This is a genomic window from Idiomarina loihiensis L2TR, assembly GCF_000008465.1.
GTDB lineage: Bacteria > Pseudomonadota > Gammaproteobacteria > Enterobacterales > Alteromonadaceae > Idiomarina > Idiomarina loihiensis.
In genome coordinates, this window is the sequence record NC_006512.1 from 1298562 (window position 1) to 1324471 (window position 25910).

General features: G+C 45.5%; 20 protein-coding genes and 1 tRNA gene. 7 read left to right on the plus strand and 14 right to left on the minus strand.

Translation table 11 applies throughout. The annotated features are described in order from the left end of the window. Positions 1–639 carry a pyridoxamine 5'-phosphate oxidase gene (gene pdxH / locus IL_RS06215; protein WP_011234460.1) on the plus strand — a complete coding sequence of 213 codons (639 nt, stop codon included), beginning with the start codon at positions 1–3 and terminating at the stop codon, positions 637–639. Here the strand turns inward: pdxH and IL_RS06220 are convergent. Continuing rightward, on the minus strand, positions 620–1690 hold the full coding sequence (locus tag IL_RS06220; RefSeq protein WP_011234461.1) for an Ldh family oxidoreductase: 1071 nt from the start codon (positions 1688–1690) through the stop codon (positions 620–622). The two genes, pdxH and IL_RS06220, sit on opposite strands and share 20 nt — an antisense overlap. 71 nt (positions 1691–1761) lie before the next feature. On the opposite strand from IL_RS06220, the gene IL_RS06225 reads away from it, so the two are divergent. The 6 genes from IL_RS06225 to IL_RS06250 all read left to right on the plus strand — a co-directional run bounded on the left by IL_RS06225 (position 1762) and on the right by IL_RS06250 (position 8872). Further along, on the plus strand, positions 1762–2796 hold the full coding sequence (locus tag IL_RS06225; RefSeq protein ID WP_011234462.1) for an ATP-dependent 6-phosphofructokinase: 1035 nt from the start codon (positions 1762–1764) through the stop codon (positions 2794–2796). Positions 2797–2814: 18 nt separating this feature from the next. Beyond that, positions 2815–3729 (plus strand): agmatinase, encoded by a 915-nt coding sequence (speB, locus tag IL_RS06230; RefSeq protein ID WP_011234463.1) that lies wholly within the window; start codon positions 2815–2817, stop codon positions 3727–3729. Position 3730: 1 nt separating this feature from the next. Continuing rightward, on the plus strand, positions 3731–5641 hold the full coding sequence (gene speA, locus IL_RS06235) for a biosynthetic arginine decarboxylase (protein ID WP_011234464.1): 1911 nt from the start codon (positions 3731–3733) through the stop codon (positions 5639–5641). Between the two features lie 103 nt (positions 5642–5744). Beyond that, positions 5745–5820 (plus strand) — tRNA-Phe (locus tag IL_RS06240). Between the two features lie 248 nt (positions 5821–6068). Next, positions 6069–7222 (plus strand): IS3-like element ISIlo12 family transposase gene (locus IL_RS06245; protein WP_231378630.1). Its coding sequence is split into 2 segments (ribosomal slippage): positions 6069–7200 and positions 7200–7222, totalling 1155 coding nucleotides; the frame shifts between segments, so codons are not numbered across the junction. Between the two features lie 1293 nt (positions 7223–8515). Next, positions 8516–8872: a hypothetical protein gene (locus tag IL_RS06250; RefSeq protein ID WP_011234466.1), complete on the plus strand. Its 357-nt coding sequence runs from the start codon at positions 8516–8518 to the stop codon at positions 8870–8872. A gap of 40 nt (positions 8873–8912) precedes the next feature. On the opposite strand, the gene IL_RS13855 is transcribed toward IL_RS06250, so the two are convergent. The 13 genes from IL_RS13855 to IL_RS06315 all read right to left on the minus strand — a co-directional run bounded on the left by IL_RS13855 (position 8913) and on the right by IL_RS06315 (position 25846). Then, complete coding sequence (locus IL_RS13855; RefSeq protein ID WP_148182711.1) at positions 8913–9107, minus strand: DUF5676 family membrane protein; 195 nt, start codon at positions 9105–9107, stop codon at positions 8913–8915. A 92-nt stretch (positions 9108–9199) separates the two neighbouring features. Then, positions 9200–9643, minus strand: coding sequence for a hypothetical protein (locus IL_RS06260; RefSeq protein ID WP_011234467.1), 444 nt, complete (start codon positions 9641–9643; stop codon positions 9200–9202). 214 nt (positions 9644–9857) lie between these two features. Further along, entirely contained in the window at positions 9858–10211 is a 354-nt protein-coding gene (locus IL_RS06265) for a cupredoxin domain-containing protein (RefSeq protein ID WP_011234468.1), read from the minus strand. Between the two features lie 37 nt (positions 10212–10248). After that, positions 10249–12510 (minus strand): heavy metal translocating P-type ATPase, encoded by a 2262-nt coding sequence (locus tag IL_RS06270; protein ID WP_011234469.1) that lies wholly within the window; start codon positions 12508–12510, stop codon positions 10249–10251. Between the two features lie 79 nt (positions 12511–12589). Continuing rightward, positions 12590–13048: a hypothetical protein gene (locus tag IL_RS06275; protein ID WP_011234470.1), complete on the minus strand. Its 459-nt coding sequence runs from the start codon at positions 13046–13048 to the stop codon at positions 12590–12592. A 27-nt stretch (positions 13049–13075) separates the two neighbouring features. After that, entirely contained in the window at positions 13076–13447 is a 372-nt protein-coding gene (locus tag IL_RS06280; RefSeq protein ID WP_011234471.1) for a cation transporter, read from the minus strand. Positions 13448–13504: 57 nt separating this feature from the next. Next, a complete protein-coding gene (locus IL_RS06285) occupies positions 13505–13843 on the minus strand; it encodes a P-II family nitrogen regulator (protein WP_006956222.1) in 339 nt (112 codons plus the stop codon). Between the two features lie 256 nt (positions 13844–14099). Beyond that, entirely contained in the window at positions 14100–17225 is a 3126-nt protein-coding gene (locus tag IL_RS06290; protein WP_011234472.1) for an efflux RND transporter permease subunit, read from the minus strand. Next, positions 17218–18747, minus strand: coding sequence for an efflux RND transporter periplasmic adaptor subunit (locus IL_RS06295; RefSeq protein WP_011234473.1), 1530 nt, complete (start codon positions 18745–18747; stop codon positions 17218–17220). The genes IL_RS06290 and IL_RS06295 overlap by 8 nt, the downstream gene beginning before the upstream one ends. 1 nt (position 18748) lies before the next feature. Beyond that, the gene (locus IL_RS06300) at positions 18749–20038 is read right to left on the minus strand and encodes a TolC family protein (RefSeq protein WP_016341323.1); all 1290 of its coding nucleotides are present in this window, start codon (positions 20036–20038) and stop codon (positions 18749–18751) included. A gap of 658 nt (positions 20039–20696) precedes the next feature. Continuing rightward, on the minus strand, positions 20697–22343 hold the full coding sequence (locus IL_RS06305) for a 2Fe-2S iron-sulfur cluster-binding protein (protein ID WP_011234476.1): 1647 nt from the start codon (positions 22341–22343) through the stop codon (positions 20697–20699). Continuing rightward, the gene (locus IL_RS06310; RefSeq protein ID WP_011234477.1) at positions 22340–23071 is read right to left on the minus strand and encodes a PepSY domain-containing protein; all 732 of its coding nucleotides are present in this window, start codon (positions 23069–23071) and stop codon (positions 22340–22342) included. Before IL_RS06310 ends, IL_RS06305 begins: the two co-directional genes overlap by 4 nt. A 69-nt stretch (positions 23072–23140) precedes the next feature. Then, on the minus strand, positions 23141–25846 hold the full coding sequence (locus IL_RS06315) for a TonB-dependent receptor (RefSeq protein ID WP_011234478.1): 2706 nt from the start codon (positions 25844–25846) through the stop codon (positions 23141–23143). Positions 25847–25910 lie beyond the last annotated feature (64 nt).

The following is a 25910-nucleotide window of genomic DNA, read 5'->3' on the forward strand; positions in this document are numbered from 1 at the left end:
ATGGATTTACAAGCAATGCGTCGGGAATATGGCTTAGGTAGCCTGCACCGTGAGCAACTGGAAGCCGACCCGGTAAAGCAATTTGAAAAGTGGATGCAGCAGGCCATAGACAGCAACTTATTAAGTGACCCTACCGCCATGACACTGGCTACGGTGGATGCTGAACACATGCCCAGCCAGCGTATCGTGCTGCTTAAAGGTTACGACCATACCGGCTTTCGGTTCTATACCAACAAAAACAGCCACAAAGGCCAGGACATAAGCGAGAACCCTCAAGTTGCTCTGCACTTTGCCTGGCTACCCTTAGAGCGGCAAATTAGTATTATTGGCAGCGCAGTGCCACTTGATGATGACGACAACGACCGATACTTTCACTCACGTCCGAAAGAGAGTCAGGTTGCGGCGCTCGCGTCACAACAAAGCCGCCCGGTAGAAAGCCGCGACGTGCTGGAAAGTCACTATCAGTCACTACTGAAAGACTATGAGAACACCGAAGTTCCGCGCCCTCAAAGCTGGGGCGGCTACTGTGTTCACCCTAAGCAATTTGAATTCTGGCAAGGCGGTCAACACCGTTTGCATGACCGCTACCAGTACAGCAAAGACCGGGAAAACTGGCGTATTACCCGTTTACAGCCTTAGGCAAATCGACACCACAGAACTCGGCGCAGTGCTGCAAAACTTTTAAAGTAGCGCTGCTGTAGGAAACCCCCTGTTGCAGCTGCTCGCGCTTGCGCTTCTGTGCCCCTTCCCCCGGAATACGCACCGGTTGCTCAGGAACCGCAGGGGCGCTTTTACGGCTGTCGGCCAATAAGTCATCCACCTGCTGTAAAAATTTTTGTTTTTCACCAAAGGCTTCGGGATCAATCACTTGTACCCATATCGAGTTAGCATCACCATCGTCACTGCCCTGTCTACGACCGTACTGACTTAATGCCATAGACCAAATTTCACTGAACAACGTGAGGCCGTAGCCTTTATAACCCAGTTGCTCACCCCCCAACGGCGCTATTGAACTGCCCGGTGACTCAAAGAAGGTTAATGGATCATCCGTCCATTCACCGTCAGGCTTTATCAACGCTTTATAAGGCAATCGGGTACCGTTCGCTTTAGCCTGACGCACTTTGCCTGCTGCCGTCATAGAAAAACTGATATCAAACAACAATGGATTATTCGAACTGGGTACACCAACCGCGAAGGGGTTAGGTGAAAACACGGCTTCTTTGCCCCCAAAAGGCGCTACCGCGCGCTGTCCGGGAGTCGAGCACATTAAACTCACCACCAAGCCCTGATCTGTAGCAATGCTTAAATAAGCCGCGAGCGCCGCAACATGCTGGCTCCGGCGTACAACCACGGTGCCGGTACCGGCTTGCTTCGCCATTTTGCAAGCCGCATCAATAGCCTGCGGTACCACGTAAGGTCCGGGCAGAAACTGTGCATCCCAGTTAGCAACCGCAGCGCGCTCTCGAAGTACTACCGGCTGGCCTTTTGCCAGGCTTTTGCCGTCGCGCAGCCACTGGCAGTTGTTCAACAGCCGAATTAAACCATGGGTACTAAACCCCAGTAAATCGCCTTCCAACAGGTAATAACTTACATTGCGCGCGACCTCCCCCGAAGCCCCCGCCTCGGTCAGACAAGTTCGCGCCCAGTCCGATAATTCTGAATAATCAAAACGTACAACATCAGTGCTCATGAAATTTCCTCTTGGTCACGGCATGCAGGTCGTTTAAGCTACGCATAAGACATTATCAAGGAGTAGAGATTGTGTCATCTGTTAACACAATAAACCGCATTGCCATTATAACCAGTGGTGGCGATGCCCCCGGTATGAACGCCGCACTCCGTGCTGTGGTTCTCGCTGCTGAAAACTATGGCATAGAAGTCATGGGATTTCGTCATGGCTATGAAGGCCTGCTGACTAACGACTTTGTAAAACTTGACCGCGAAGACGTTGAGCACATTTTACAATATTCCGGCACCATTATTAAAAGCGCCCGCAGCGAGCGTTTTAAAAGTGAAGAAGGTGGACGGGAAGCCGCAACGAATTTAGACGCACACCAAATTGACGCCTTTATCGTTATTGGCGGCGACGGCTCGTTCCGTGGCGCTGAGCATCTGGCTAATTTCTGGAAAGGTCCTATTATAGGCATACCCGGCACCATCGATAATGATCTCTTTGGCACCGATAACACTATTGGCTATGACACAGCAGTAGAAACCGCCATGGATGCGCTGGATAAAATCCGCGATACCGCCGAGGCCATGGATCGTGTCTTTATTGTCGAAGTTATGGGGCGCAACGCCGGTTATATCGGTATTAGCAGCGCTATGGCCTGTGGTGCCGAGCGAATGATTCTGCCAGAGCTGCAAAAGGATAAACCATTAACGGTTGATGCGCTGGTTAAGCACATTGAATCGGTACAGCGTGTTCGCGGCGACTCAAGCTACGTGATGGTGTTATGCGAAAACCAATGGCCCGGTGGTGCAGTTCGACTTGCGGAACAGTTAGAGGATCGTCTTAACTTACCTTGTCGTCCCTGTTTACTTGGGCACGTTCAGCGCGGTGGACGCCCTACGGCAATGGATCGTATTTTAGGAACGCGGCTGGGTGTGCATGCGGTTGAACTCGTTCGCCAGGGAAAAACAGCGGTTATGGCCGGTGTTACAGCGAATGAGCTCAGCGAAACACCATTAATTGACACCTGGACAAAACGTAAAAAGCTCAGTGAAGAGCTCATCAACATTCAACAAAGTCTGTTTAACCCGATCAAAAAAGATCGCAATAAATCGACTCAGTAAGAGAGGTCTGTAACGATAATGCCCCTAACGCCACTACCTGTGCCATTAAACGACCCGAGCCGCCCATTTTTCGGTTCGCAATACAGCACCGATATACACCCGGGACATACCCATATTCTGGGGTTTGGTTTTGATGGTACCGCCTGTTTTCGTAAAGGCACCCGCGAAGGGCCTGACGGTTTACGTGCCGTTTCTGAAGACATCGAGTCATACTCGCCGTATCTTGATGCTGACTTAGAAGACCAAACCTTCTACGACTTAGGCAACCTGCGATTGGGTTTTGATGACGACGAAGAAAAGCAGTGGCACCATGCGGTTCACGACTTTAATGCTATTTTTGACTCGCTTGATTTAGCAAAAGAGCAGATTAAACTGCTGACCTTGGGTGGCGAGCATTCTATTTCCTATGCGCCTATCGTTAAATATTTAAAACAATACCCCGATATGGTTTTGCTGCATCTGGATGCGCACGCTGATTTACGTGACGGTTTCCTCGGCTACCATTATTCACATGCGTCTATTATTCGTCGTTCAGTCGACCACTTTGGTCCTGGCCATGAGTTGATACAGTACGGTATCCGCTCTGGCACGCGCGATGAATATCAGTGGATGAAAGAACACAAAACCATTCGCAGTTCACGCAAAGACTTTCTCGACAGTGTGGAAGCCATTGCCAAAGACCGCCCGGTTTATCTGACGTTAGATTTGGACTACTTCGATCCTTCTTTTTTACCGGGCACAGGAACCCCTGAACCCGGCGGCGAGGATTTCCATTCCTTTGTCAGCTTGATGAAACTATTGCGCAAAAAAAACCTGGTCGGTGCCGACGTCGTTGAGTTGTCTCCACAAATAGACCCAACCGGAAATTCTGACGTATTCGCCGCTAAAATTGTGCGCGAATTATTACTCGTATTACAACAGTCGGGAGCCTGAGATGTCAGACTGGAATATTGATCAAGCAGAAGAGCTCTATGGTGTTAACCGCTGGGGCGCGGGATACTTTTCTATCGGCGAAAACGGCAACATTCAAATTCGGCCGAACCACCGCTTACCCGACGTGACCATTGATATGAAAGAAGTGGTGGATGAGATTATTTCGGAAGGCATTCAGTTCCCGGCTGTTATTCGCTTTCACGATATTCTGCGCTCGCAGGTTGAAATTATTAACGAAACCTTTGGTAAACAGATAGAAGAAGCCAACTACCAGGGGCAGTATTGCGGCGTATTCCCGATTAAAGTTAACCAGATGCGGGAAGTGGTCGAAGAAATTATGGACGCCGGCGAACCTTACAATTACGGTCTGGAAGCGGGCTCTAAGCCAGAGTTAATGGCGGTAATGGCGTACAACGATAACCCTGAAGCTCTGACCATTCTTAATGGATACAAAGACAAAGATTATCTGACTCTGGCGCTACTTGGCCGCCAACTTAAGCGTAAGATGATTATCGTAATTGAGAAGTTCAGCGAGCTGGAAATGCTGATTCCGCTGGCCAAACAAATGGGTGTTAAACCCATGATAGGTCTGCGCTCAAAAATGATGGTAAAAAGCTCCGGAAAATGGGCTGGCTCCAGTGGTGACAGAGCTAAGTTCGGCCTGAGCATTGCCGAAATTCTGAATGTTATTGAGCGCCTGCGTGAAGAAGACATGCTGCATTGCGCTAAGCTACTGCACTTCCATATTGGCAGCCAACTGTCCGATATTCGTAAAATTAAAGAAGCCGTCAACGAAGGCGCTCGGCTGTATGCCAAATTAGTACTGGAGGGCATGCCTTTAGAGTACCTCGATATTGGTGGCGGTTTAGGCATTGATTACGACGGCACAAGTACCACCAACGACTCTTCGCGTAACTATTCAACAGAAGAGTACGTTGCTGACGTTGTCTGGGGCGTGAAGCAAATTTGTGATCTGGAAAAAGTCCCCCACCCTAACTTAGTCAGCGAAAGCGGCCGCGCTATGACTGCGCATCATAGCTGTGTAGTTACTAACATTGTGGGCGAAATGAAACCCGCGGGCACGCAATACGATATCAGCGCCAGCAGTGACGAACACATTTTGGTTAAAAATATGCGCGAACTGCACAGCTCTGGCGACCAGTTCCACCCGCAGGAGCGTTACAACGACGCGGCCGGTTATAAACAAAATGCCTATGAAGCTTTTAAACTGGGTATTTTATCGCTGAATGAAATGGCCAAACTGGATACCATGTACTGGCAGATACTGGCAGATATCCACCATTCGCTGGATAAAGACACCTATGTAATGCAGGAACTGGAAGAGCTGGAAGACATGCTCGCCAGCCAGTACCTGTGTAACTTTTCGGTGTTCCAGTCAGCGGCAGATACCTGGGCCATTGGCCAAGTGCTTCCAGTCGTTCCTATTTCGCGGCTGAACGAACAGCCAGAAGTACGCTGCTCAATTGTCGATATTACCTGCGATAGTGACGGTAAACTCAGCAAGTACATTGAAGGCACCGATATTAGCGACCATATTCCCATGCATAACCTGCGCAAAGGCGAAGATTATCATGTTGGTTTATTCCTGACCGGCGCTTATCAGGACGTTATGGGTGATATGCATAACCTGTTTGGCCGCTTAACCGAAGTTCATGTGTACTGTCACGACGACGAACCGGGCGACTTTTATATTGAAGAAGTAGTGCCGGGCACATCGGCTGAAAAAGTACTGCAAACCATGCAATATAATACCGAGTACATGGCCAAAACCGTGAAAAAACAAATTGACCGTCAGGTGAGAAAAGGTTCACTGGCGCCACGCGAAGGTGTCCGCTGGACAAACTTTTACGAGCACTGTTTAGCCGGCAGTACCTATTTACGTGTTGAATAATCCACCGAAACAACCGCTTAATGTGCAATTACTGAGCAAACAGTAGAAAAGGTACAAAAAGCGGTTGACTCGAAACTGAAAAAAACGTTTAATACGCCTCGTTGCCCGGATAGCTCAGTCGGTAGAGCAGAGGATTGAAAATCCTCGTGTCGGTGGTTCGATTCCGCCTCCGGGCACCACTTCCCCCTCCTTAGTGGTCCTTATTAGTACTTTAACTCCTTAATAATCAAAGACTTGATCGTAACTTTGGTCTTTTGCAGTCCTTTCGGGTTCAGTAGTATCCAGACTTTTTAGTACACTGTTTAGTAACACAGAACAAAATACACTAAAGGCGTGTTACTAAAATGGCCCGTATAACTAAACGGGTTCTACCCAGATTTTACGGACACATCCATAAAGAGGCATAATATGCCCATAAGGAGTGTTCATGACCAAACGAAAAAAGTACAGCCCAGAGTTTAAACGTGAAGCCGTAGCGTTGACAAAACAGCCCGGTGTAAGTTGTCGCCAGGTGGCTATAGAAATCGGTATTAACCCCAATTTGCTCAGCCGTTGGCGGCGTGAAGCCGAGCCATCCTCTAAAGAAGCTTTCAAAGGCTCAGGTAACCCCCGCGACGAAGAAATGGCGCGGCTTAAACGCGAGAATGCCCGGCTTAAAAAGGAACGGGATTTTTTTGCGAGAAGCGGCAACGTTCTTCGCAAAAGAGTCGTCCTGAGATATCAGGCGATAGAGCGTTGCCGCGATAAATTTCCGATACGCTTAATGTGTCGATGCCTGCAAGTGTCACCCAGCGGATATTACGCCTGGGCAGCACGACCGCCCAGTGCCCGTGATGTGGAAAATCAGCGCATTCTGACCCGCATTAAGGAGATCCACGAGGACAGTGGTGGTGTCATTGGCGCACCACGTATGCATGAAGATCTGTCTATTGAAGGTGAACGACTGAGTCTGAATCGGGTTGCCCGCTTAATGGCCGTCAATGGCGTTCAGGGCTGGCCTCGTAAGAAAAGACGAGGCCGAAAGCGACAGGCCGCCAGGCCCGCTGGCCTTAAAAATCATCTGGCACGTGACTTCACAGCGGCAGAGCCTGAAACTAAATGGGTCACCGATATTACCGAAGTGACAACCACCGAAGGCAAGTTGTTTCTGTGCGTTGTGCTCGACTTGTACAGCAAGCTGATAGTGGGCTGGTCCATGCATCACCGTCAGGATCGGTACATGGTCATTCGCGCAGCGGAAATGGCCGTCTGGCAACGAACAGGCAATCAGCCCGTGATTTTACATTCAGATCGCGGGTCTCAATTTACCAGTGGTGATTATCAGCGTGCTCCCAAATTTAATAACCTGATCAGCAGTATGAGCGCAGTCGGTCATTGCAGCGACAACGCTGCCTGTGAAGGATTTTTTGGAATACTGAAGCGTGAAAGAGTGAATTACCGCCGCTATCGAACAAGAGATGAAGCACGTTCAGACATCTTTGATTATATTGAACGGTTTCATAATCCAAGAATGCGTCGTAGACTGGCAAAACAAGATCAGCAGTTTAGTGCGATTTTAAACCGTCCGTGATAAAGGGGTAGAACCCAGTACAGATAAAGCGATACTAACAATATCAAGCTTAGCACTAAGCTTACTTCTCTTCTTAACCAAAGCTCTATGGGATCAATCTGGTTTACAAAGCCACTTCACTCTTAAATTGAGTTGGATTTTCTTCGCTTTAACCCTAGCTAGCGTAGTACTTAGCCTCTCACTGTCGGGCGTTATTTATAAACTTAATAGAAGACGATGTGACAAACTACTGAACAATCGTTATAACATGATTGAAGCGCTTCAAAATGGTCGCCTCCCTGAGGATAAAAAGGATTTTAAAGACGCTTCTTGTATACGTGTAATCACGAACCTATTGCACTTCTCAGCTCCTATTTTGCTTTTAGCCGGATTACTCTCTATAGTCTTATTTTTTAATACTAACTTTGAGGTTTTTCAACATGAGTCAAGCTCCACCAACGGAAAAAGAGCAACCTATCAGGTACCCGGGCCGCCGAGTCCAGGTTCCACCTCCCCCACCTCCACCGAGAAAGCCCGTTCGTGAATCTCTTGGAGATGAGAATGGCCGAAAATAAAAGAGTAATCCCCAATCAGGTTCCACCTCCAAAGCCTGCAAGGGTTCCTCCTCCTCAGAAAAAGCCTCATTAATTTTCTTTGAGGGATGGCTATAGGTTAATTTCTACGGCAACATCAGTCCGTTCTGATATCCGTAAGTTCACATAACAAGGGACAAACATCCGATTTCAGTGAGTTTACTTGTTCCCATTTCCTTATTTTGGGAACGTGCTTAGAAAAGCTTACAGTGCCGTCTAAATATTTAACCTCTATTGATTTAAATCAGGCCTCAAAAATTTTTTCTATGTTAAGTTAAAAGTCTGTAGCCCAGAGAGATAATCAACATGAAGATATGTTATCTCATTATTCTGTCAACTTTTTTGCTCACACAAATAGCCTTTGAATCAGCGACCGCTTCATGTGACCAATTAATATTTCTCCCGGAAAACGCAACTAAGGAATCAGTTCACACTTTCGTTCCCCGTGGGACTCTTCCAAAACCTTGTTCATATTGTAAATCCGACTGTTTCAGCTTCTTGAATTGTAGCAATTTTCAAATGATTTCAGTGACTCAAAGCGATAATTTTTTCGATACTCCGGTTTTCTTTAATAGCGGTAAGTCATTAATATCCCCCACTACTCTAGTCGGAATTTATAGCCTTCCTTATCGACCTCCTATCAAGCCCTTTTTCGTTTAAATAGTAGTCAGGAATTATCTATGACTCTCGTTCCACCCATGATCAATTTTTAAATTCAGACAGAGAAATACTATGAATAACTTAAACACACAAATTAGATTTTTTTTAATAGTACTTACGACACTACTTTTAAGTGCTTGCAGTAATACGGGCATATATCATGACGTTTTTATGAGAGGTCAAATTGTTGAAAAAACGGATCAGAAGATCGTTGTTTGCGTTGGCAGTAAGCATGGCGCATCAATTGATCAAGAATTGAATGTAATTCGATTTAATCCTAAGCTTTCAACTATTGAGGGAGAAGATCCCTATAAAATGGAAAGGGTAGGTAGGGTTCGTATTAAAGAAATTATCAACGAGCATTTTGCTAGTGTTGAGCTAGTCTCTGGCGAGGTTAAAGTTAATGATATGGTTGAATTAAAAAAGTAAACTACCAGTTCCAGAGTAGCTCTGCTCAGAGCTACTCTTTTCATAAAAAGTGAAGTGACCAAAATACAAAACTGAAATTCCACTCGAAACCAGAAAATTTACCGTGAACCATGCTTTCTGTTAACGCCATCATGCTAGAAGGCCAAAAAAGCACGAGTAAAGTGCAGATGGACCATACTACAGCAAAGGCGGCGCCAGCTGCTAAACCAAATTTACTTGCATCAAGCTTCATCATTTGTCCTAAAAAATTGCAAAATCAAATAAAAAGCGCGGCTACTTATTCCTATAAATAACCGCACTTAATCTTAAGCGAATGCCTTATATCGCTTAACTACCCTGCTTCATTTCCTCACTTTGGTGTTCCATCATTTGCTCCATCATCTTTTGCATCATATCCATTCGATGCTCCATCATTTTCATTTTATTCATCATATTCTCTTTGCCCATTTGCTCTGCTTTGTCTCCCTTTTTATGTTCTCCTTTGTTCATGCCTTTATCCATCCCATGGTTCATCATTTGCATTCCCTTCTGCATTGACTTCATGTGTTCTTCCATTAGTTTTTTACGTTTCTTGGGATCGGATTCGCTTTTTATTTTTTCCATAGCTTCGCGCATTTCTTGCATGTGCTCATTCATTGATGTCATTTTTTCATGATGCATCATTCCACTCATTGAACCTGTTTTATCATCACCATGTTTATGCTGTGCATCAGCAAAGACAGGAGAGGCCATTAAAGCTGTGATAGTTAAAGCTGAAAGTACTTTTTTCATTTTATTACCCTCTTGACTATGACCAAATTGTATTGGTCTCATTAATTTTACTTTGTTTCACTATCGTTAAATCTTGGAGCCCACGCTGACGTAGACCTCATATAACGGCGATATTTATTGCCGAATCCTTCAATGCCTTCGATGAAATTGAATTTCATTGAATCTAGCGGAAAACTTTTAAAATTCTCATTGTGACCTGGACGTTTTAAGCCATTTAACCAGCAACGATTTTTCCCCGATACATTTGCATCTGGCAATGAAAGTCATACTCTCCGGGTTCCAGTGCTGGTATTTGAATTGGCTTTAATTTGTTAAAAGGCAACGTTTCACTGATTTCCAGGTCAGGGATAAGCAGAGTTTCAGAGCAAGGCGATTGATCCTTCCGCAGAAACCTGAGTTCAACCGGCTTACCTTCAGGTACGTTTATTCTCGAAGGCGAGTAGGTGCCGTTTTCGACGGCAATCACCCAATCACCTTCTCCCAGCTTCATCTGCTTGGGCGTGTAAAGCCAAAACCACCAGACGATCAGTGCGATCAGAGCGATACCAGCAATATTAATAAATAACATATTTATTCTCCTGAATGCGCCAATGTTAAAAGGTGCATTAATGTTTCTTGGCTTTGAAAAAGCGTAACCGGTTAGCGTTGCTCACTACCGTAAGCGAAGAAAAAGCCATTGCTGCACCTGCAATAACCGGACTCAACAGCATTCCAAAAAATGGATACAGAACGCCTGCGGCAAAAGGAATACCTGCTACGTTGTAAATAAAAGCACCAAATAAGTTTTGTTTAATGTTGCTCAGTGTGGCCTTGCTCACCGCGACCGCATCGGCAAGCCCGTGCAACGACCCGCGCATCAATGTAATATCAGCACTTTCAATAGCGACGTCCGTTCCCGTGCCAATCGCGAAGCCTACATTGGCAATAGCTAGTGCTGGCGCATCATTAATACCATCTCCCGTCATGCCAACGATTTCGCCTTCCATCTGCAGCTCCTGAACCTTTTTTGATTTTTCTTCCGGCAGAACTTCAGCGAAAAATTCTTTAATTCCTACTTTTTCAGCAACTGCTTCTGCTGTCGCGCGATTATCACCAGTAAGCATCACTACTCGCACACCGTTATCTTGCAAACGTTTAATGGCGGCTACGGAGTCGTCTTTTATCGGGTCGGCAACTGCAATAATTGCAGCTAACTCATTATCAACGGCAAAGTACATAGGCGTCTTAGCTTCAGCAGCTAAGCCTTGGGCTTTTTCAACAAAGTTACCGAGCTCAACTTGACGTTCACGCAACAGCTTTTCATTACCGAAAAGGAGGGACTTCCCGTCAACTTCTGCCTCCACGCCATGACCAGCGATGGCGTTGAAGTTCGAGACCTTACTTGTCTTAATCCCTCTTTCCCTGGCTGACTCAACTATCGCCTGTGCTAGCGGATGTTCAGAGCCAGACTCAAGTGTCGCTGCAAGTTGCAGTACGGTTTGCTCATCGTACTCACTCGCTACTAATACGTCGGTGACTTTAGGAGAACCAAGTGTAATGGTGCCCGTTTTATCCAGGATCATAGCCGATACTTTCGACGCTGTTTGCAATGCTTCGCCATTGCGAATCAGCACACCTGCCTCTGCGGCTTTTCCTACACCCACCATTACCGACATAGGCGTCGCCAGGCCTAATGCGCAAGGGCAAGCAATAATCAAGACAGTGGTCGCTGATACCACAGCAAAGGCCAGTGCCGGCTCAGGCCCAAAGTTAAGCCAAGCTAGAGCACTGATAACAGCGATAATCATAACGACTGGCACAAAGTAAGCTGAAATAATATCGGCAAGACGACCGATTGGGGGCTTAGAGTTTTGCGCCCGTTTCACCATGTTAATAATTTGAGCAAGTGCTGTATCTTTTCCGACTCTTGTCGCTTGAAACAAAAAGGAACCACTTTTATTTATCGTGCCCGCCACAACGTCATCACCAACTGATTTTTCCACGGGCATGGGTTCACCCGTTAGCATAGATTCATCAACGGTGGTACTTCCCTCTATAACTTTTCCATCAACAGGGATTTTTTCTCCGGGACGAACACGTACTACGTCCTCCTCGAGTACGTCTTCGATAGCGATATCCAATTGTTTATCGTCACGAATCACCCTTGCGGTTTTCGCCTGCAAACCAATGAGACGTTTTATGGCTTCGGACGTGCGCCCACGAGCTTTCAGTTCAAGTGCCAGCCCCAAATTGATCAAACCGATAATCATTGCGGTCGCTTCAAAGTATACGTGACGCGCCATTTCCGGAACCAGGTGCGGAACCAATACAACCACCATGGAATACAACCAGGCGGTACCAGTACCAAGTGCGATCAGCGTATCCATATTAGCGGAATGATTTTTCAAAGATTGCCAGGCACCGACGAAGAAGTGTTTGCCCGAAAAGTAAAGTACACCTAACGTTAGAATACCTACGACTAACCATGTCACACGCTCTGTGGCAGTGGTCACCGTCATTTCACCAACAAAAAGGCTATAAATCATGAGAGGTACACCTAACGACAGCGCAACGGTCATCTCCCGCATCAGCCGCTTGTAATAAGCCCAGTCGGCTTGCTCTTTTTCTGCCAACGCATCACCGTCACTTTCGGACGTGGCTACTTTAGCGCTATACCCCGCCCTCTCTACTGCTTTCACTAAAGCGCTCGGACTTGCTGTTCCTGTCACACTGACTGTTCGCTGCGCAAAGTTCATCTCTGCATTTTCCACACCGGATACAGACTTTAATGCACTCTCGATTTTGCCAACACAACTCGCGCAACCGGCTCCCTCGATAATGAGTTCCTCAATGGAACTACTACTAACGTCCTCAGTTTTCACACCCATACAAGTGCTCCTTATTTATGGAAAATTAACCAAATCAGGGCTCTTTCCCACAAAGTACCAACGATAAAATTTTCACTAACTACATATCCGAAAATCGGTTCGCAGTTTGCACCATTCGTTTAATTTCATTTTCTTCAACGTTTTTTACTGTTTCTAACAGCTCTTTTGCGCTGTCTATATCAACACGGGAATATAGGTGTTCATACAACTCAATGACTTGCTCATGATGGTTTACAATGTTCTCCATAATGTGATCAGTATCTAACTCTTTAAAAGGCGAATCACAGTGTCCATGCTCAACGATGGGATGTTTCCCAATATAGTCATAACACCAAGTGTCTAATGCATTTCGGTTTGCTGTACTCAAAAAACCTTCGACCATTCGCTCTAAGCTAGCCTCATGACCCGACACGTAGTTTAGAATCATCCGAGCTCGTTCATCTTGGTTTTGTTTAGAGCAGTGAGTAACACACTCCTTCAGGTTTTTGTGGAAATCAACGGTCCAACTCAGCACATCTTTGATTGTTTCTATTTGCATTTTTTACTCCTTACCTATAATTAATCGTTACTTTCGTTTGCTTTTGTTAACTGGCGGACTTCTATGACAACTCCACGGTGTATGTTCCGAATTATCTTTAATATTTTGGTCAATAAACTTGTAGTACTCTTCTTTCAGATGAGTCCACCACCCACTATTTATTTCAACACCAAACTTCCTGAGCTTTTCCTCTATAACATTGAGATCCACTTTAGAGGCATCATAAGCTACCAATAACAAGTTACGCTCAGAGTCATAGGCAACGCTATCGAGACCAACCAACAAGTCAATTTCTTTGATAGCTTTGCGAACTTCTTTCACACTCTCTGCGTTTAGCTTTAAAGTGCGGTTTACTAAGTTAATTCCCCGCACTCCTGCTCTATGATCGTTATTTGACATCAATACTGTCCTGTTAATTAAAACTACCAATACGTTTCAGGCAACATTTGCTCGGTGTTAACTTTGTAACGAAAGCTCTTTATTAGTGGCTGCTCGTTTATCGTGAACCCAGAACAATTCATCGATTGGCGAGATAGAAACTAATCCCTCGTTAGATACCCCAGTATGGGCCGCTTCAACTACCAAGAGGGCAACATCACGCGCATCATCACTGTTCACATAAACTTCAAGCTGTACGTGATCAACTAAGTGATCATCGTTATAGCTATCGAAGTAGTAACCCCGTCCTCGCACAGGAAACAGCGTAAAGCCGCTAACGCCACGGCCGATGAGAGCCTCTTCCACTGAGTCTTGTCGAAGTTGATCAAAAATAGCGGTAATTTTAGATAGGTTCATATACCCCCCTAAAAGCCCTAAAGCATATAGCTTATGGATGGCTAACACTTTTTTCGTGCTGTACATTGGAAGCATTGTTATAAGCAGGAGCGGCTGGGAAGGATAGCTGTATCACTATTCCTAACATAAGCACAACTAAAAATTTTGCTTGAAACATATGTGCGCTCCTATTGCCATGCTATGAATTAGCATACTACCACCTGCACATCATTGATCGAGATCAAAGGTGCGCAGGTGATATTTACAGAGTAAGGTATCATCTAACCTTAACGTCTTTCTTTCGCCACAAATAGTAAACAGCAGGTAATACGAGCAAGGTTAAGATAACAGCGCTGATCATTCCTCCAACCATTGGCGCCGCTATTCTACTAACCACCTCAGCCCCAGTCCCTGTACTAAACATTATAGGCAATAAACCAGCAATTGTAGAAACGGCCGTCATCATGACGGGGCGAACACGAAGTCCAGCCCCTTCCATTACGGCAAGAGAGAGACCGTCTTTCGTTAATGCTTTACCATGCTCTAACTGACTTTTTTCATATTCATTATAGGACTGGTTTAGGTAAGTCAGCATTAGTATTCCTATTTCTACAGTGACACCTGCTAGAGCTATAAAACCAACCGCTACAGCAACTGAGAAATTATAATCTAAAAGATACATTAGCCAGATTGACCCCACCAATGCGAGAGGCAAAGTTCCCAATATAATGGCTATTTCTGTAGCGTTTCGAAAGTTCATATATAAAAGAACGATAATAATCGCGAGCGTTAACGGAATCACGTAAGTCAGTTTTTCCTTTGCCCTTTCCATATATTCGTACTGCCCGGACCAGGTAACTGAATACCCTGCTGGCAACTCGAGTTCTTGTTCTACAACCTTCATTGCTTTTTCAACATAAGTGCCGACATCAACTCCCTCAATGTCGACAAAAGTCCAGCCATTAAGTCTTGCGTTTTCGCTTTTAATTGCCGGCGGTCCAAGTTCAACGTAGACATCAGCCACATCCGCCAAACTAATACGCTGCCCGTTTGGCGTAACTAAAGGTAGCTTCTTTAATTCTTCCGGCGAATCACGGTAATCTTGAGGGTAGCGCAAGTTTATTGGGTAACGTTCAAGCCCTTCAATGGTCTCTGAAACATTCATTCCACCAATAGCCGTGGCAACGACCTGCTGCACATCCTCAATGTTCAAGCCATAACGTGCAGCCTGCTCTCTTTCTATGTCAACTTTGACATAGCGTCCACCTGCCACTCGCTCTGAATAAACAGAAGCCGTACCATCGACATCATCAAGTATTGCTTCAAGCTGCTGCCCTATCGTCTGAATTTCATTAAGATCGGCTCCGGCAACTTTTATACCTACCGGCGTTTTGATACCTGTCGATAGCATATCAATGCGAGTTTTAATGGGGTAAACCCACGCATTGGTCAGCCCCGGAAACTTTACAAGCGCATCCAGTTCTTTTTTCAACTTCTCAGTGGTCATACCGTCTCTCCACTGATCTTTCGGTTTCAGTTGAATAAAGGTTTCAATCATCGTTAGGGGTGCCGGATCAGTGGCGGTATCCGCTCGACCAATTTTGCCAAAAACCGTCTTCACTTCCGGTACCGTTTTTATGAGCTTGTCGGTTTGCTGCAACAGCTCCCTTGCTTTACCAATTGATAATCCGGGATAGGTAGTGGGCATATACATCAAATCGCCCTCGTCCAAATCTGGAATAAATTCACTACCAATTTTGTCAATCGGCCAGACACCAACGGCCAGGATAACAAGCGCTCCGACAACTGCTGTCTTGGGGTATTTCAAAATGCCTTTTAAAAGCGGTTTATACCCGGCGATCAATAACCGATTAAGCGGGTTTTTCCCCTCAGGTGTTACCTTTCCTCTGATAAAATATCCCATCAACACGGGGATAACGGTAACCGCTAAGGCTGCACTGGCTGCCATTGCGTAAGTTTTCGTGAAAGCAAGCGGAGAAAACATCCGCCCTTCCTGGGCTTCTAAGGTAAATACCGGCATAAAGCTGACGGTAATAATGAGCAAGCTAAAGAAAAGAGCAGGGCCCACCTCTGAAGCAGAGGCGGCAACCACCCGCCAGCGGTTCTCTGCTGTCAGTGGCGTTTTTTCCATATGCTTATGCATATTTTCAATCATGACGATGGCACCATCGAGCATAGCGCCAATAGCGATTGCGATCCCTCCAAGTGACATAATATTCGCGTTAATTCCTTGCCAATACATGACAATAAACGCGGTTAAAATACCCAAAGGCAAGCTGATAACGGCAACCAGGGAGGAGCGGACATGGAAGAGAAATATCACACAGATAAACGCGACAATAGCGAGTTCTTCTATTAAACTTTTCCATAGACTTTCCACGGCATCCGAGATAAGCCCCGAACGATCATAGACAGTGACTATATCGACACCTTCTGGTAGCCCAGACTTTAATTCTTCCAACTTTTGTTTAACGCCATCAATCGTTTTTTGGGCATTTTCTCCGAAACGCATTACCACAATACCACCCACGGCTTCTCCCTCACCGTTGAGTTCGGCGATACCGCGTCTCATTTGGGGGCCCACACCCACATCAGCAACGTCTTTAAGCAATAATGGCGTGCCATTTTCATCAACGCCAAGCGGGATACTCTCTAAGTCTGACACACCATCAATATAGCCTGAGGCCCGGACCATATACTCAGCTTCCGCCATTTCAACCACCGACGCCCCCACTTCCTGATTACCTCGCTGGATAGCATTTTGTATGTGAGCAAGAGGAATATCGAATGCGCGCAGCTTCTCCGGATCCACTTTCACCTGGTACTGCTTTACCATCCCGCCGAGGGCGGCAACTTCCGAAACCCCCTCGACCGTTTGCAGTTCATACTTTAAAAACCAATCCTGCATACTGCGTAACTCACTCAAATTGTGGTTACCCGTACGATCAACCAAGGCATACAAATACACCCAACCAACCCCTGTTGCATCAGGGCCTAATTGCGGTCTTGCATTAGAAGGCAGTGTCGGAGCAACCTGAGACAAATATTCCAGTACTCGCGAACGCGCCCAGTAAGCGTCTGTATCTTCGTCAAAAATGACATACACATAGGAGTCGCCGAAAAACGAATATCCACGGACGGTTTTAGCGCCGGGGACAGACAGCATAGCGGTTGTTAATGGATAGGTTACTTGATCTTCTACCACCTGCGGCGCTTGACCCGGATAGCTGGTTTTAATGATCACCTGGACATCCGACAAGTCCGGCAGTGCGTCTACGGGCGTATTCTTAACCGCAAAAGCACCAACACCCACGAGGATTAATGTCGCCAGAAGAACGAAAAAACGGTTATTCACTGACCATCGAATGACTGACTTAATCATGGTTATGCTCCTGCTCTGTCACTTGTTTTTGCTCAGGAATATGAATCGATGTGAGCTGGTACTGTTGCTTCCCGACTTGCGTTATTTCCGCATGCAAGGATAACCCCGTGCTAAGCTGAGAAAGTTCAACATCCGAAGCAACATCGAAGTCCATCGTCATTGCAGGCCAGTCCCATTCAGGAATCTCACCGTGATTCAGCGTAACCATCGAATGTTGAGGCATAACACTTTTAACTGTTGCTTCGACCCAGACAGCTTCGACTGATACAGCTTCATTTAACATAGTGTCGTGGCTCTCGCTATCAGTGTTAGAGTCGTGGTTCATACGTTTAAAGTCGGAAGACTTACTGGACTCAGAGTCAATTAAGAACTGAGCCGATGTAACAATTTCATCACCTGCCATAAGACCCGATAAAATCTCAACTCGCGAGCTACCTAACCGCCCAACGTCAACATTAACTGATTTAAATTTCCCATCACCCAGTGCCAGTACAACTCGGTTCGAACCACCCATTCGAATCAGCGCTTCTTTGGGGATGATTAAGCTTTCGTCGCCTAAACCAGCATTAATATTAAGATTCGCAAACATGCCCGGCTTCAAAAAAGCGTCAGGGTTATTGAAGTGAATTCGAACTTGTCCCGTCCGAGTTTTAGGGTTAAGTGACGGATAGACATAATCAACCTTTCCTTCCCAGTCTTTACCCGGAGCATACTCAAGATCCATTTGAACTTTATTACCTACCTCAACTTGGTTCAGTTGCCGCTCAAAGACTTCTGCAATAACCCATATTTTATCCAGTTGGGCGATCGTCATTAAATTCATACTCGGCTTTACAAACGCACCTTCACGCACAGTCAGTTTATCCAATACCCCTGACTGCTTTGCTTTTACCGTAATTGTTTTCTGAATTTTATGAGTCTCTTTTAACTTCTTAATCTCAGATTCAGAGACTTGCAGGGCTCTTAAGCGTTCTTCAGCAGCGTCTATTAGAACCTGATTACCTCGCTGCGAGGCCAGTACAAGCTCCTCTTGAGCATTAACCATTTCCGGGGAGTAAATACTGTATAAAGGTTGGCCTGCTTTAACCGAGTTACCGACCGCTTTTACAAAAAGGTTTTCAATCCAGCCTTCAACACGAGGGCTTACTGTTAATACTCGGTTCTCATCAAACTGAACATAGCCAACTGTTTCGATATCCAGGTTGAGTCTCGAGGACGTGACGGTTGCAGTTGTAACCCCAAGGTTGTTAATAACATCGGGATCGATTCTCACAGTACCTGGTGAACTCTCTCCCCCATCATCGCCATAGAACGGAATAAGGTCCATCCCCATTGGAGACTTTCCAGGCTTGTCTCTGCGATAATTGGGATCCATCGGAGCCACCCAATATAACGGCTCTTTTTTGGCATTATCCGATGAACCAGCGGAGCCCGCAGTTGACTGCATTAAGTAGCCAATAGCGCCAGCGCCAACCGCAAATCCTACAGCTAAACTTATAAGAGATTTAGTGACTGTTTTCATTTTAAACTCCTGAAAATAATAAGTAGTTTGCTTCGGCAATCAGCTTTTGGCGGTTGATGGCGATCGCTAATGCATCAATTTTTGCGTTGACTTCCGCAATCTGTGACCGTACCGCCTCGGCAAAGTCGCCATCATCATTGTTGTAGGCAGTCAATGCGGCTTCAGACTGGGCGGACATTTGTGGAAGTAGCTCTTCGTGATATAGGGCAGCACGTTCATTCAAACGGTTCAGTTGTAAAAACGTACTGCGTAAATTGGCTATTAACTGCCTGGCAACCAATAACTTCTCAGTTTTTTTCGCTTCCGTTCTAAACTTTGCTGAGCGTACCTGCTTATCCTGTTTGTTATCAGTAAATAAAGGGACATCGAACGTAACCCCGGCTGACAGCAAGTTGGCACGGTCATTGCCGCTTGGATCGTCGTTTCTATGGCCATATTTCAGATTGGCTGACCATTGCGGTTTATAACCTTGCTGAGCGAGCTCGACAGACGTCTCCGACGCCAAAATGTCTTGATCGGTCGCTTGCAAAACCGGGTGTTCTTTTATCAATTCGTACAAGGCTTGTTTAGGCATTGTTGAAGGCGAACTCAATGCCTCCTGTAGCGTAAGGTTAGGAACGTCATCCGGTAACTTTGATTTCGCTATAACACCTATCCATTCCGACAATTCGCTTTGAAGTCGCTCCTCTTTTTGTCGCAGTGACGTCAACCTATCATCCAGGCGTGTAAGCTCAAGTTGGGCTCTAATAACATCTTGCTGCCGTGCTTTTCCCTCGGTACTGGTATAACTCGCCTTAGCGGTTGACACTAACTGTTCAAAAAGCGCTCTATCCGATTCAATCAAGCGAATACTTTGCTGAGAGAAAAAAACATCTAACCACAACTTCGTGACCGTTGTTTTGACCTTTGCAATACGATCCGCTCTCAAAAACGGTTGTTTTTGAGCTAATTGGTTTTTCTGCTTACGAGACAACGATAAAGTGTCTCCTCTGGGAAATGCTTGTGAAACACCGACGACTAACTGGGTCATCCCTTCCTGTCTTGAACTAAAACTGTCAACAGGGAAACTGGCAGCCGTGAATGATATTTTAGGGTCAGGCAAACTGGAAGAGGCTATCGCTTCACTCGCGAATGCCTCTTGGGTTTGCTTACTTGCCGTTAACCAAGGATCTTCTTGTACAGCGATACTCACTGCTTCTTGCAAATTCAAAAGTGGCTCTTGTGCACTAACAACATTTGGCACTACTGCAGTCAGAACACCTAAATAAGCCATTCTTCTTAAAAGTTTCATATTGTTACTCTCAAAAACTGTGAATTTTTAGATTCAACACAGACCAAGCTATGAATCAGAGCGTAACGAGGACGACGATCGGCGTCGTAACAACAATGAGCGAACCAAAGCTTATAGCTGTGCTTTTACCTGGACGATAAACGCGCCAGGATCGAGAAATCCCGTATTTTTAAGAGTGGATTGGGGGGCGGAAAAGCGAGAGTGAGTGTTTTTCTTTAATATTCGTATCTAAGAATGAGGTTGCGTTAAAAAGCAGCTTATCAACAGGCGGAACCGTCGATTGCTCAGAATAAACGACAGTAATTGACGGACTGTAACAATGTCGCATCATTGAATCAGAGCAACAATTATCGGTAAGAGAGTGCGACACTTCGCAATCAGCAAGATCACAAACCTGCTCAGTAGAATCGTGCATACAGGCCTCTTCCGTACTGATAGTTTGTGAAAATGACATTGTTGTTACTGCAAATAGCAATAGAGCAATGATTAAACGATACATGCGAAGTTCTGCTGTAAAAACATGCTTGAAGTGTATATCTTTTGCTGATAAGGATCAATCAATTAAAAGAGGTACTCATAGCGAGGTAGTCAATCCAGGTGGCGATACGACTACTATATCACCACCCAGATTTACGACTAACTTAGGCGATTTTAAAGTCTAAATACCAAAGTCATCGAACTTTATGCGTTCTCGCGGAATACCAAAGTCAGCAAGAGACTTTAACGTTGCTTCTAGCATCGGCGGAGGACCACACACGTAAATATCTAATGTTTCTTTGTTTTTGCCGGCCAACCATTTCATTGCGGTTTCGTGCACAAAGCCAGTGTGCCCGGCCCACTCATCTGATTTAGCAACCTCTGAAAGTACCGGTATATAATTTAACCGCTCATCTCTTTCGAACTCATCCCTATAACAGAGCTCTTTTTCATATCGTGCGCCGTAAAAGAATATGCAACGACGAGGAGAATCTGCTGCTAACTCACTTTGTATTAACGCTCTCAACGGTGCAATACCCGCGCCGCCTCCGATAAAGACTTGCGTGTGATTATTTTGTTTCGTCAGCTGAAAGTCACCAAATGGTCCAATAGCATCGACATGAGCGCCAGGCTCTAAATTACACAAGTAGTTTGAACCGATGCCTGGGGGCACCCCTTCACTTGGCGAGGGCAGTTGTCGTACGTTAAACACAAATCGAGTCGGGTGAGGCCGCGTAGCAACAGAGTAATGTCGTGACAATATTTCGTTTAAGTGTGGAATACGAAACTGCATAAACTGCCCGGCTTCATAATTAACGGGCTCTGAACTCACAAAGGTAAGCTCCATAATGGATGGAGTCAGTTGACGCTTTGAATCGAGTGTTAAAGCTATATCACTAACCCCCTCATTATGTAACTTTACTTCATAATTTGTTGAGGTTCTGTGTTGGCAAGATAACCGCATCCCCGCGTCTAATTCATTGGCGCTCAATAACGCTTTTTCAGCGGCTTTAGGACTAGGTATATCGCTGCCTTGTAGTGTTACTTTACATAATCCACAAGTTCCACCTCCACCACAGCTGCTGGCAATTGGTTTCCCTTTCTGTTGAAAGTATTCTAGCCATGTTTTTTTCCGATTTGGATTAAAGTCACCGTTAGTAATATTTCGGCCTAAAAGAATTAGCCCGGATAACGAAAACCAAAGAGCGAATAACCCGGCACTCCAAATCAATAAATGATTAAAGCTTCGGCCACCAGTGTAATCCATAAAATGCAGACGAAATGCCCAGTCAGCTATTGTCCATGGTGTATTGCGATGCTCCACTACCTGAGATGAGGCTTCATCGATGTATATCCGAGTATTAAGATCATCTTTAATATCAATGCGAAACCCCGAAGCTTCCCAGCCATTCACTTCATCGCTTCCCATGACTCTTTCAACCGCTTCGACGTGACCCGGACCATTATAGCTACTGAGCGCTAATTGGGTTGCCAAAGCCTCACCGGTAGACCAGTTTTCGTTTGTGTTAGCGTTGAAATACAGGACATTTCCATCTGCCAATGTCACTTGATACTGACCAACCCCAGCAACACTTACCAGTTCAATTAAATGTGCTGATGGAAACCTTTGGTACATTTCAGTAAAGTCGACCTGAGTTGCTAATTTTTTAAGCGGCGGCTTAGAGTTTTCGGAGACCATGTATTGATGACCCGACATTCCATGATGGCCAGTTATACTGAAAAAGAAACCACTCACTAGCCACAAAGCGACCTGAATAACTAAAATTAAACTCACCCAACGATGAAGCCATTGTATAAACCTTATCATTGGGCACCTCCGATCGGTCTTCTTTTAAACGTTATGGTATAAAGGAGCAAAACAATGCCCGTTATCATTAAAATAAATGTACCGATAATAAAGGCTTTTAACCACCACGTTTCTATATCCACACGTTCATCGTAGTCCATTATGTGTAGCATCCAGACAATGTCGAAACCACGCCAGAAAGTGTGTCGTTTTACGAGCAAATCACCCGTTGTTTCAGACAAGTAAAGGCTGGTATTACCAAAGTCATCGTAGTTCACTTGCCATACTGGCAACAAAGTTTCACTAATTTCAGTTGGTGGGTTATCCGTCATATAAACAACGGATTCAATGTCTGCACTCTCTTGTGCGTAGTATCGGTTGGCCAAGTCTTCAATATGATGCTGAGTTATTTCAATGCGCTCTAACGATTTTGCATTAACCAAAAACTCACCTTTATCACTTTTTAACTTGTATACTGGCTGTAGCTTACCATCTAGTCTGCGAGCCTCTAGTGAGGCTTTTTCAGTTTCAGGATAACGCGTTAATAACTTATCTAAATCTGATACCTCAGTACCTTCAGGTAAAGGCTGACTAACATCCTGAACTAAGTGATCTCCGTGAATATAATCCAAGTCGAAGAACACCATGTAAGCACCACTTATTGTCCAAATGACCATTTGCAAGCCAAAAACCAAAGATAACCAGCGGTGCCAGACTCTCCATTGACTCGAACGTTTTTTTTCCGACATGTCGTCCTACCTCAAATTTCATATAAAAAGGCTGCCGCTCCCAGGGAAAAGCGACAGCCAGTTCACTAATCAAAAGCTGTAACGTACCTTCAAGTACAACTGACGACCTAATAAGTCGTAAGTCATAGTGTCAGTATTTGCGTCCGTCCAGCTTTGAATATAAGGCGGCTCTTTGTCGAAAAGATTATTAACGCCACCCGTCACACTCAAATCGGAATTTATGAAATAAGTGCCTTGAACATTATGGTAAAAGACGCTCGGTGCGCGGGCTCCAATATCTTCTGGAGCGGCATTAATGTCGTCAGCAGCCCCTATATATTGCACTGAATAATGTATGCGCCAATCCTGCTTCATAAAGGTTCCCGAAGCATTTGAACGCCAATGCGTATAACTTCCTCTGCCTCCGGTGATGAACCCGGCATACTCAATTTCATCCGCACCAACAAAAGGCGCAAATGTATACTCATTTAAGTAACTGACATTCCAACTGAAGTCACTTTTCCAACCCAGTAGCTCGGTGTTATAAAATAAAGCGGTATCGATACCCGATACATTTTCAGTTGCGGCATTGGTGGGTTGAGCAGACAAAAAGTCAATATCGCCAGTTAAAGAGTCTCTCGTAAAGTGCTCTGGACTGCAAAATGGGTGCGATAAATTTTCTGAGTTATAGCAGACAGACAGCTTCGTTGAACCGGGAATCCTTTGGATAGCATTCTCAATATCAATATCGTAATAATCAACCGTCAATTGTAAATTGTCAGCCGAACCGATATCCCATACAAACCCAGCAGTGAAAGTATCTGCGTCTTCCGGCTTTAAATCGGGATTCCCGCCAACAGTAGTAAGCACCGTCGCACCAAACTGTTGATACCCTGCAGGAACGCCATCTGCTTGGCAGTTTGCCGCCACAGTCGGGTTCGCGCCAGTTTGGTCCCATCCGTCACACGGATCCGTTGTGGTCAAGTTCCCTTCGGCAACACCACCAAAGAGTTCAGGTATATTTGGAATACGAAAAGCTGTTGACTGAGTCGCACGCACTTTCAAAGCATCCGATACACGCCAATGAACACTCGCCTTGTAATTTCCATCACTACCGAAGGTGTCATAGTCACTGTAACGATACGCTAAATCCAAATTCAATGACTGAACCAATGGTAAATCAGCCAACAAAGGCAAGGACGTTTCAGCATAAACTTCATCGACCGTATAACTTCCTTCTATTGGGTCAGCCTGATTGGTATTCATGATACCGGCGACAATTGACGAGTCAGGATTACGCCATCCTTTTTCTTTTCGGTGTTCGACACCAAAAGCGACAGGAACCCACCCAGACGGCATTTCGAATAGATCGCCGGAAATATTTGCTGTTAATGAACGCTGCTCATTACCACCATTATCAGTCGTCCGAAACATAATGTAGTCCAAAGCATCTTGAGATAGGTCTCCGTAACCCAACAAGTCAATACAGGGAGTACCATTGGATCCGCAAGTGCTTGGGTCTAAACCTGCAGATAAACGCTGCATATTGACGATATTGGTCATACCGTCAATGGCTGTATTACGGCCATAGTTATAAGCAACTTCCCAATTCCAGCCAGCGCCAACAACACCGCTCAATCCTACGACCGTTCTGAACGTATTAACGTCTTGGAAAAAGCTTCTTGTTCCGCCTTCTAGTAAGCGACGGCCCTCAAGTCGAATTGTTTCGCCCGTTGGGTTTGTTGGGTGACTGGCATCAAACTCAATACCTCTTATAGTTCCGGGCGTAGCCAATTGGTCTGACGTGCGGTTGTTGTATAAAACTTCGGTAAATGCCGTCGTATCTGACGAAAGTTGGTAATCACCGAAAACAGAGAAATTCCAGTTAGTGATCGGGTTGACCGAGTTCAAGTAGGGAAAAGATGCAGAATTGTGCTTCTCTGAGCTGTACGGTTCGTAAAAGTCCCCATCGCCGTCAGCGTCTTGGCTGAAGTTGATCCTATCACCTGCATTTGGTCCCGTTAATATCGTTGCACGGCCTCCAATGGTACTTGAACTTCCAATACAATCTAATTGACCGGGTGTTATTTCACTCAAAGCACAGCCGGCTTGATCAGCCATATTGACCTCATCGGAAGACCGGTAGCCTAGAGTCGCCATTATGCGACCTTTGTCGCTGCTGGCGCCAAAGATCATGTTAACTTTACGATCTTGGCCCTCACCGTCATCTGTCGAGCCCAAGCGCCCTTCTATAGTAAAGCCGTCATAACTTTTACGAGTGATGATGTTGACCACACCTGCTACAGCATCCGCACCGTATATCGCTGAAGCGCCGTCTTTCAGTACTTCGATACGTTGGATCATTTCGACAGGTATCATATTTAAGTCGACTGAACTATTAGCACCGGTCCCACCATTTACAACACGGCGGCCATTCAGAAGCACAAGTGTTCGGTTAATGCCCAGTCCACGCAAATTAACTTGAGCGGTACCATAGCCATTACCTGTCCAATAAGCATTGCTCTGACTGCCAGCAAAACCAGCGGAGGCTGACATTCTCTGTAAAATCATTTCTACCGAGGTCATTCCCGATACTTCAATATCTTCCGCCGTAAAAACCTGAACAGGAGCAGCACTTTCGGCTTCGATTCGCTGAATTCGCGAACCGGTCACCGTGATTTTCTCAACGTTTTCGGCTTCAGTATCACCAGGCCCTGACTGAGCCCAAACGGTTGTTGTATTAAAGAGTGCCGCAGATACGCCTATAGCGACAGCAGACTTAAGTAACTTTTGCATTTTGTCACCTCGATTAAATTATAATTATTTTACTTTCCGATTAGACTTCGTACTGCCATCTAAG

Coding starts and splice junctions, on each gene's coding strand:
- IL_RS06260 (WP_011234467.1), bottom strand. CDS start 9,643: ATGAAAAAAGTACTTTCAGCTTTAACTATCACAGCTTTAATGGCCTCT.
- IL_RS06305 (WP_011234476.1), bottom strand. CDS start 22,343: ATGATAAGGTTTATACAATGGCTTCATCGTTGGGTGAGTTTAATTTTA.
- speB (WP_011234463.1), top strand. CDS start 2,815: ATGCCCCTAACGCCACTACCTGTGCCATTAAACGACCCGAGCCGCCCA.
- IL_RS06290 (WP_011234472.1), bottom strand. CDS start 17,225: ATGATTAAGTCAGTCATTCGATGGTCAGTGAATAACCGTTTTTTCGTT.
- pdxH (WP_011234460.1), top strand. CDS start 1: ATGGATTTACAAGCAATGCGTCGGGAATATGGCTTAGGTAGCCTGCAC.
- IL_RS06310 (WP_011234477.1), bottom strand. CDS start 23,071: ATGTCGGAAAAAAAACGTTCGAGTCAATGGAGAGTCTGGCACCGCTGG.
- IL_RS06280 (WP_011234471.1), bottom strand. CDS start 13,447: ATGTCAAATAACGATCATAGAGCAGGAGTGCGGGGAATTAACTTAGTA.
- IL_RS06220 (WP_011234461.1), bottom strand. CDS start 1,690: ATGAGCACTGATGTTGTACGTTTTGATTATTCAGAATTATCGGACTGG.
- IL_RS13855 (WP_148182711.1), bottom strand. CDS start 9,107: ATGATGAAGCTTGATGCAAGTAAATTTGGTTTAGCAGCTGGCGCCGCC.
- IL_RS06315 (WP_011234478.1), bottom strand. CDS start 25,846: ATGCAAAAGTTACTTAAGTCTGCTGTCGCTATAGGCGTATCTGCGGCA.
- IL_RS06300 (WP_016341323.1), bottom strand. CDS start 20,038: ATGAAACTTTTAAGAAGAATGGCTTATTTAGGTGTTCTGACTGCAGTA.
- IL_RS06275 (WP_011234470.1), bottom strand. CDS start 13,048: ATGCAAATAGAAACAATCAAAGATGTGCTGAGTTGGACCGTTGATTTC.
- IL_RS06250 (WP_011234466.1), top strand. CDS start 8,516: ATGAATAACTTAAACACACAAATTAGATTTTTTTTAATAGTACTTACG.
- speA (WP_011234464.1), top strand. CDS start 3,731: ATGTCAGACTGGAATATTGATCAAGCAGAAGAGCTCTATGGTGTTAAC.
- IL_RS06265 (WP_011234468.1), bottom strand. CDS start 10,211: ATGTTATTTATTAATATTGCTGGTATCGCTCTGATCGCACTGATCGTC.
- IL_RS06295 (WP_011234473.1), bottom strand. CDS start 18,747: ATGAAAACAGTCACTAAATCTCTTATAAGTTTAGCTGTAGGATTTGCG.
- IL_RS06270 (WP_011234469.1), bottom strand. CDS start 12,510: ATGGGTGTGAAAACTGAGGACGTTAGTAGTAGTTCCATTGAGGAACTC.
- IL_RS06285 (WP_006956222.1), bottom strand. CDS start 13,843: ATGAACCTATCTAAAATTACCGCTATTTTTGATCAACTTCGACAAGAC.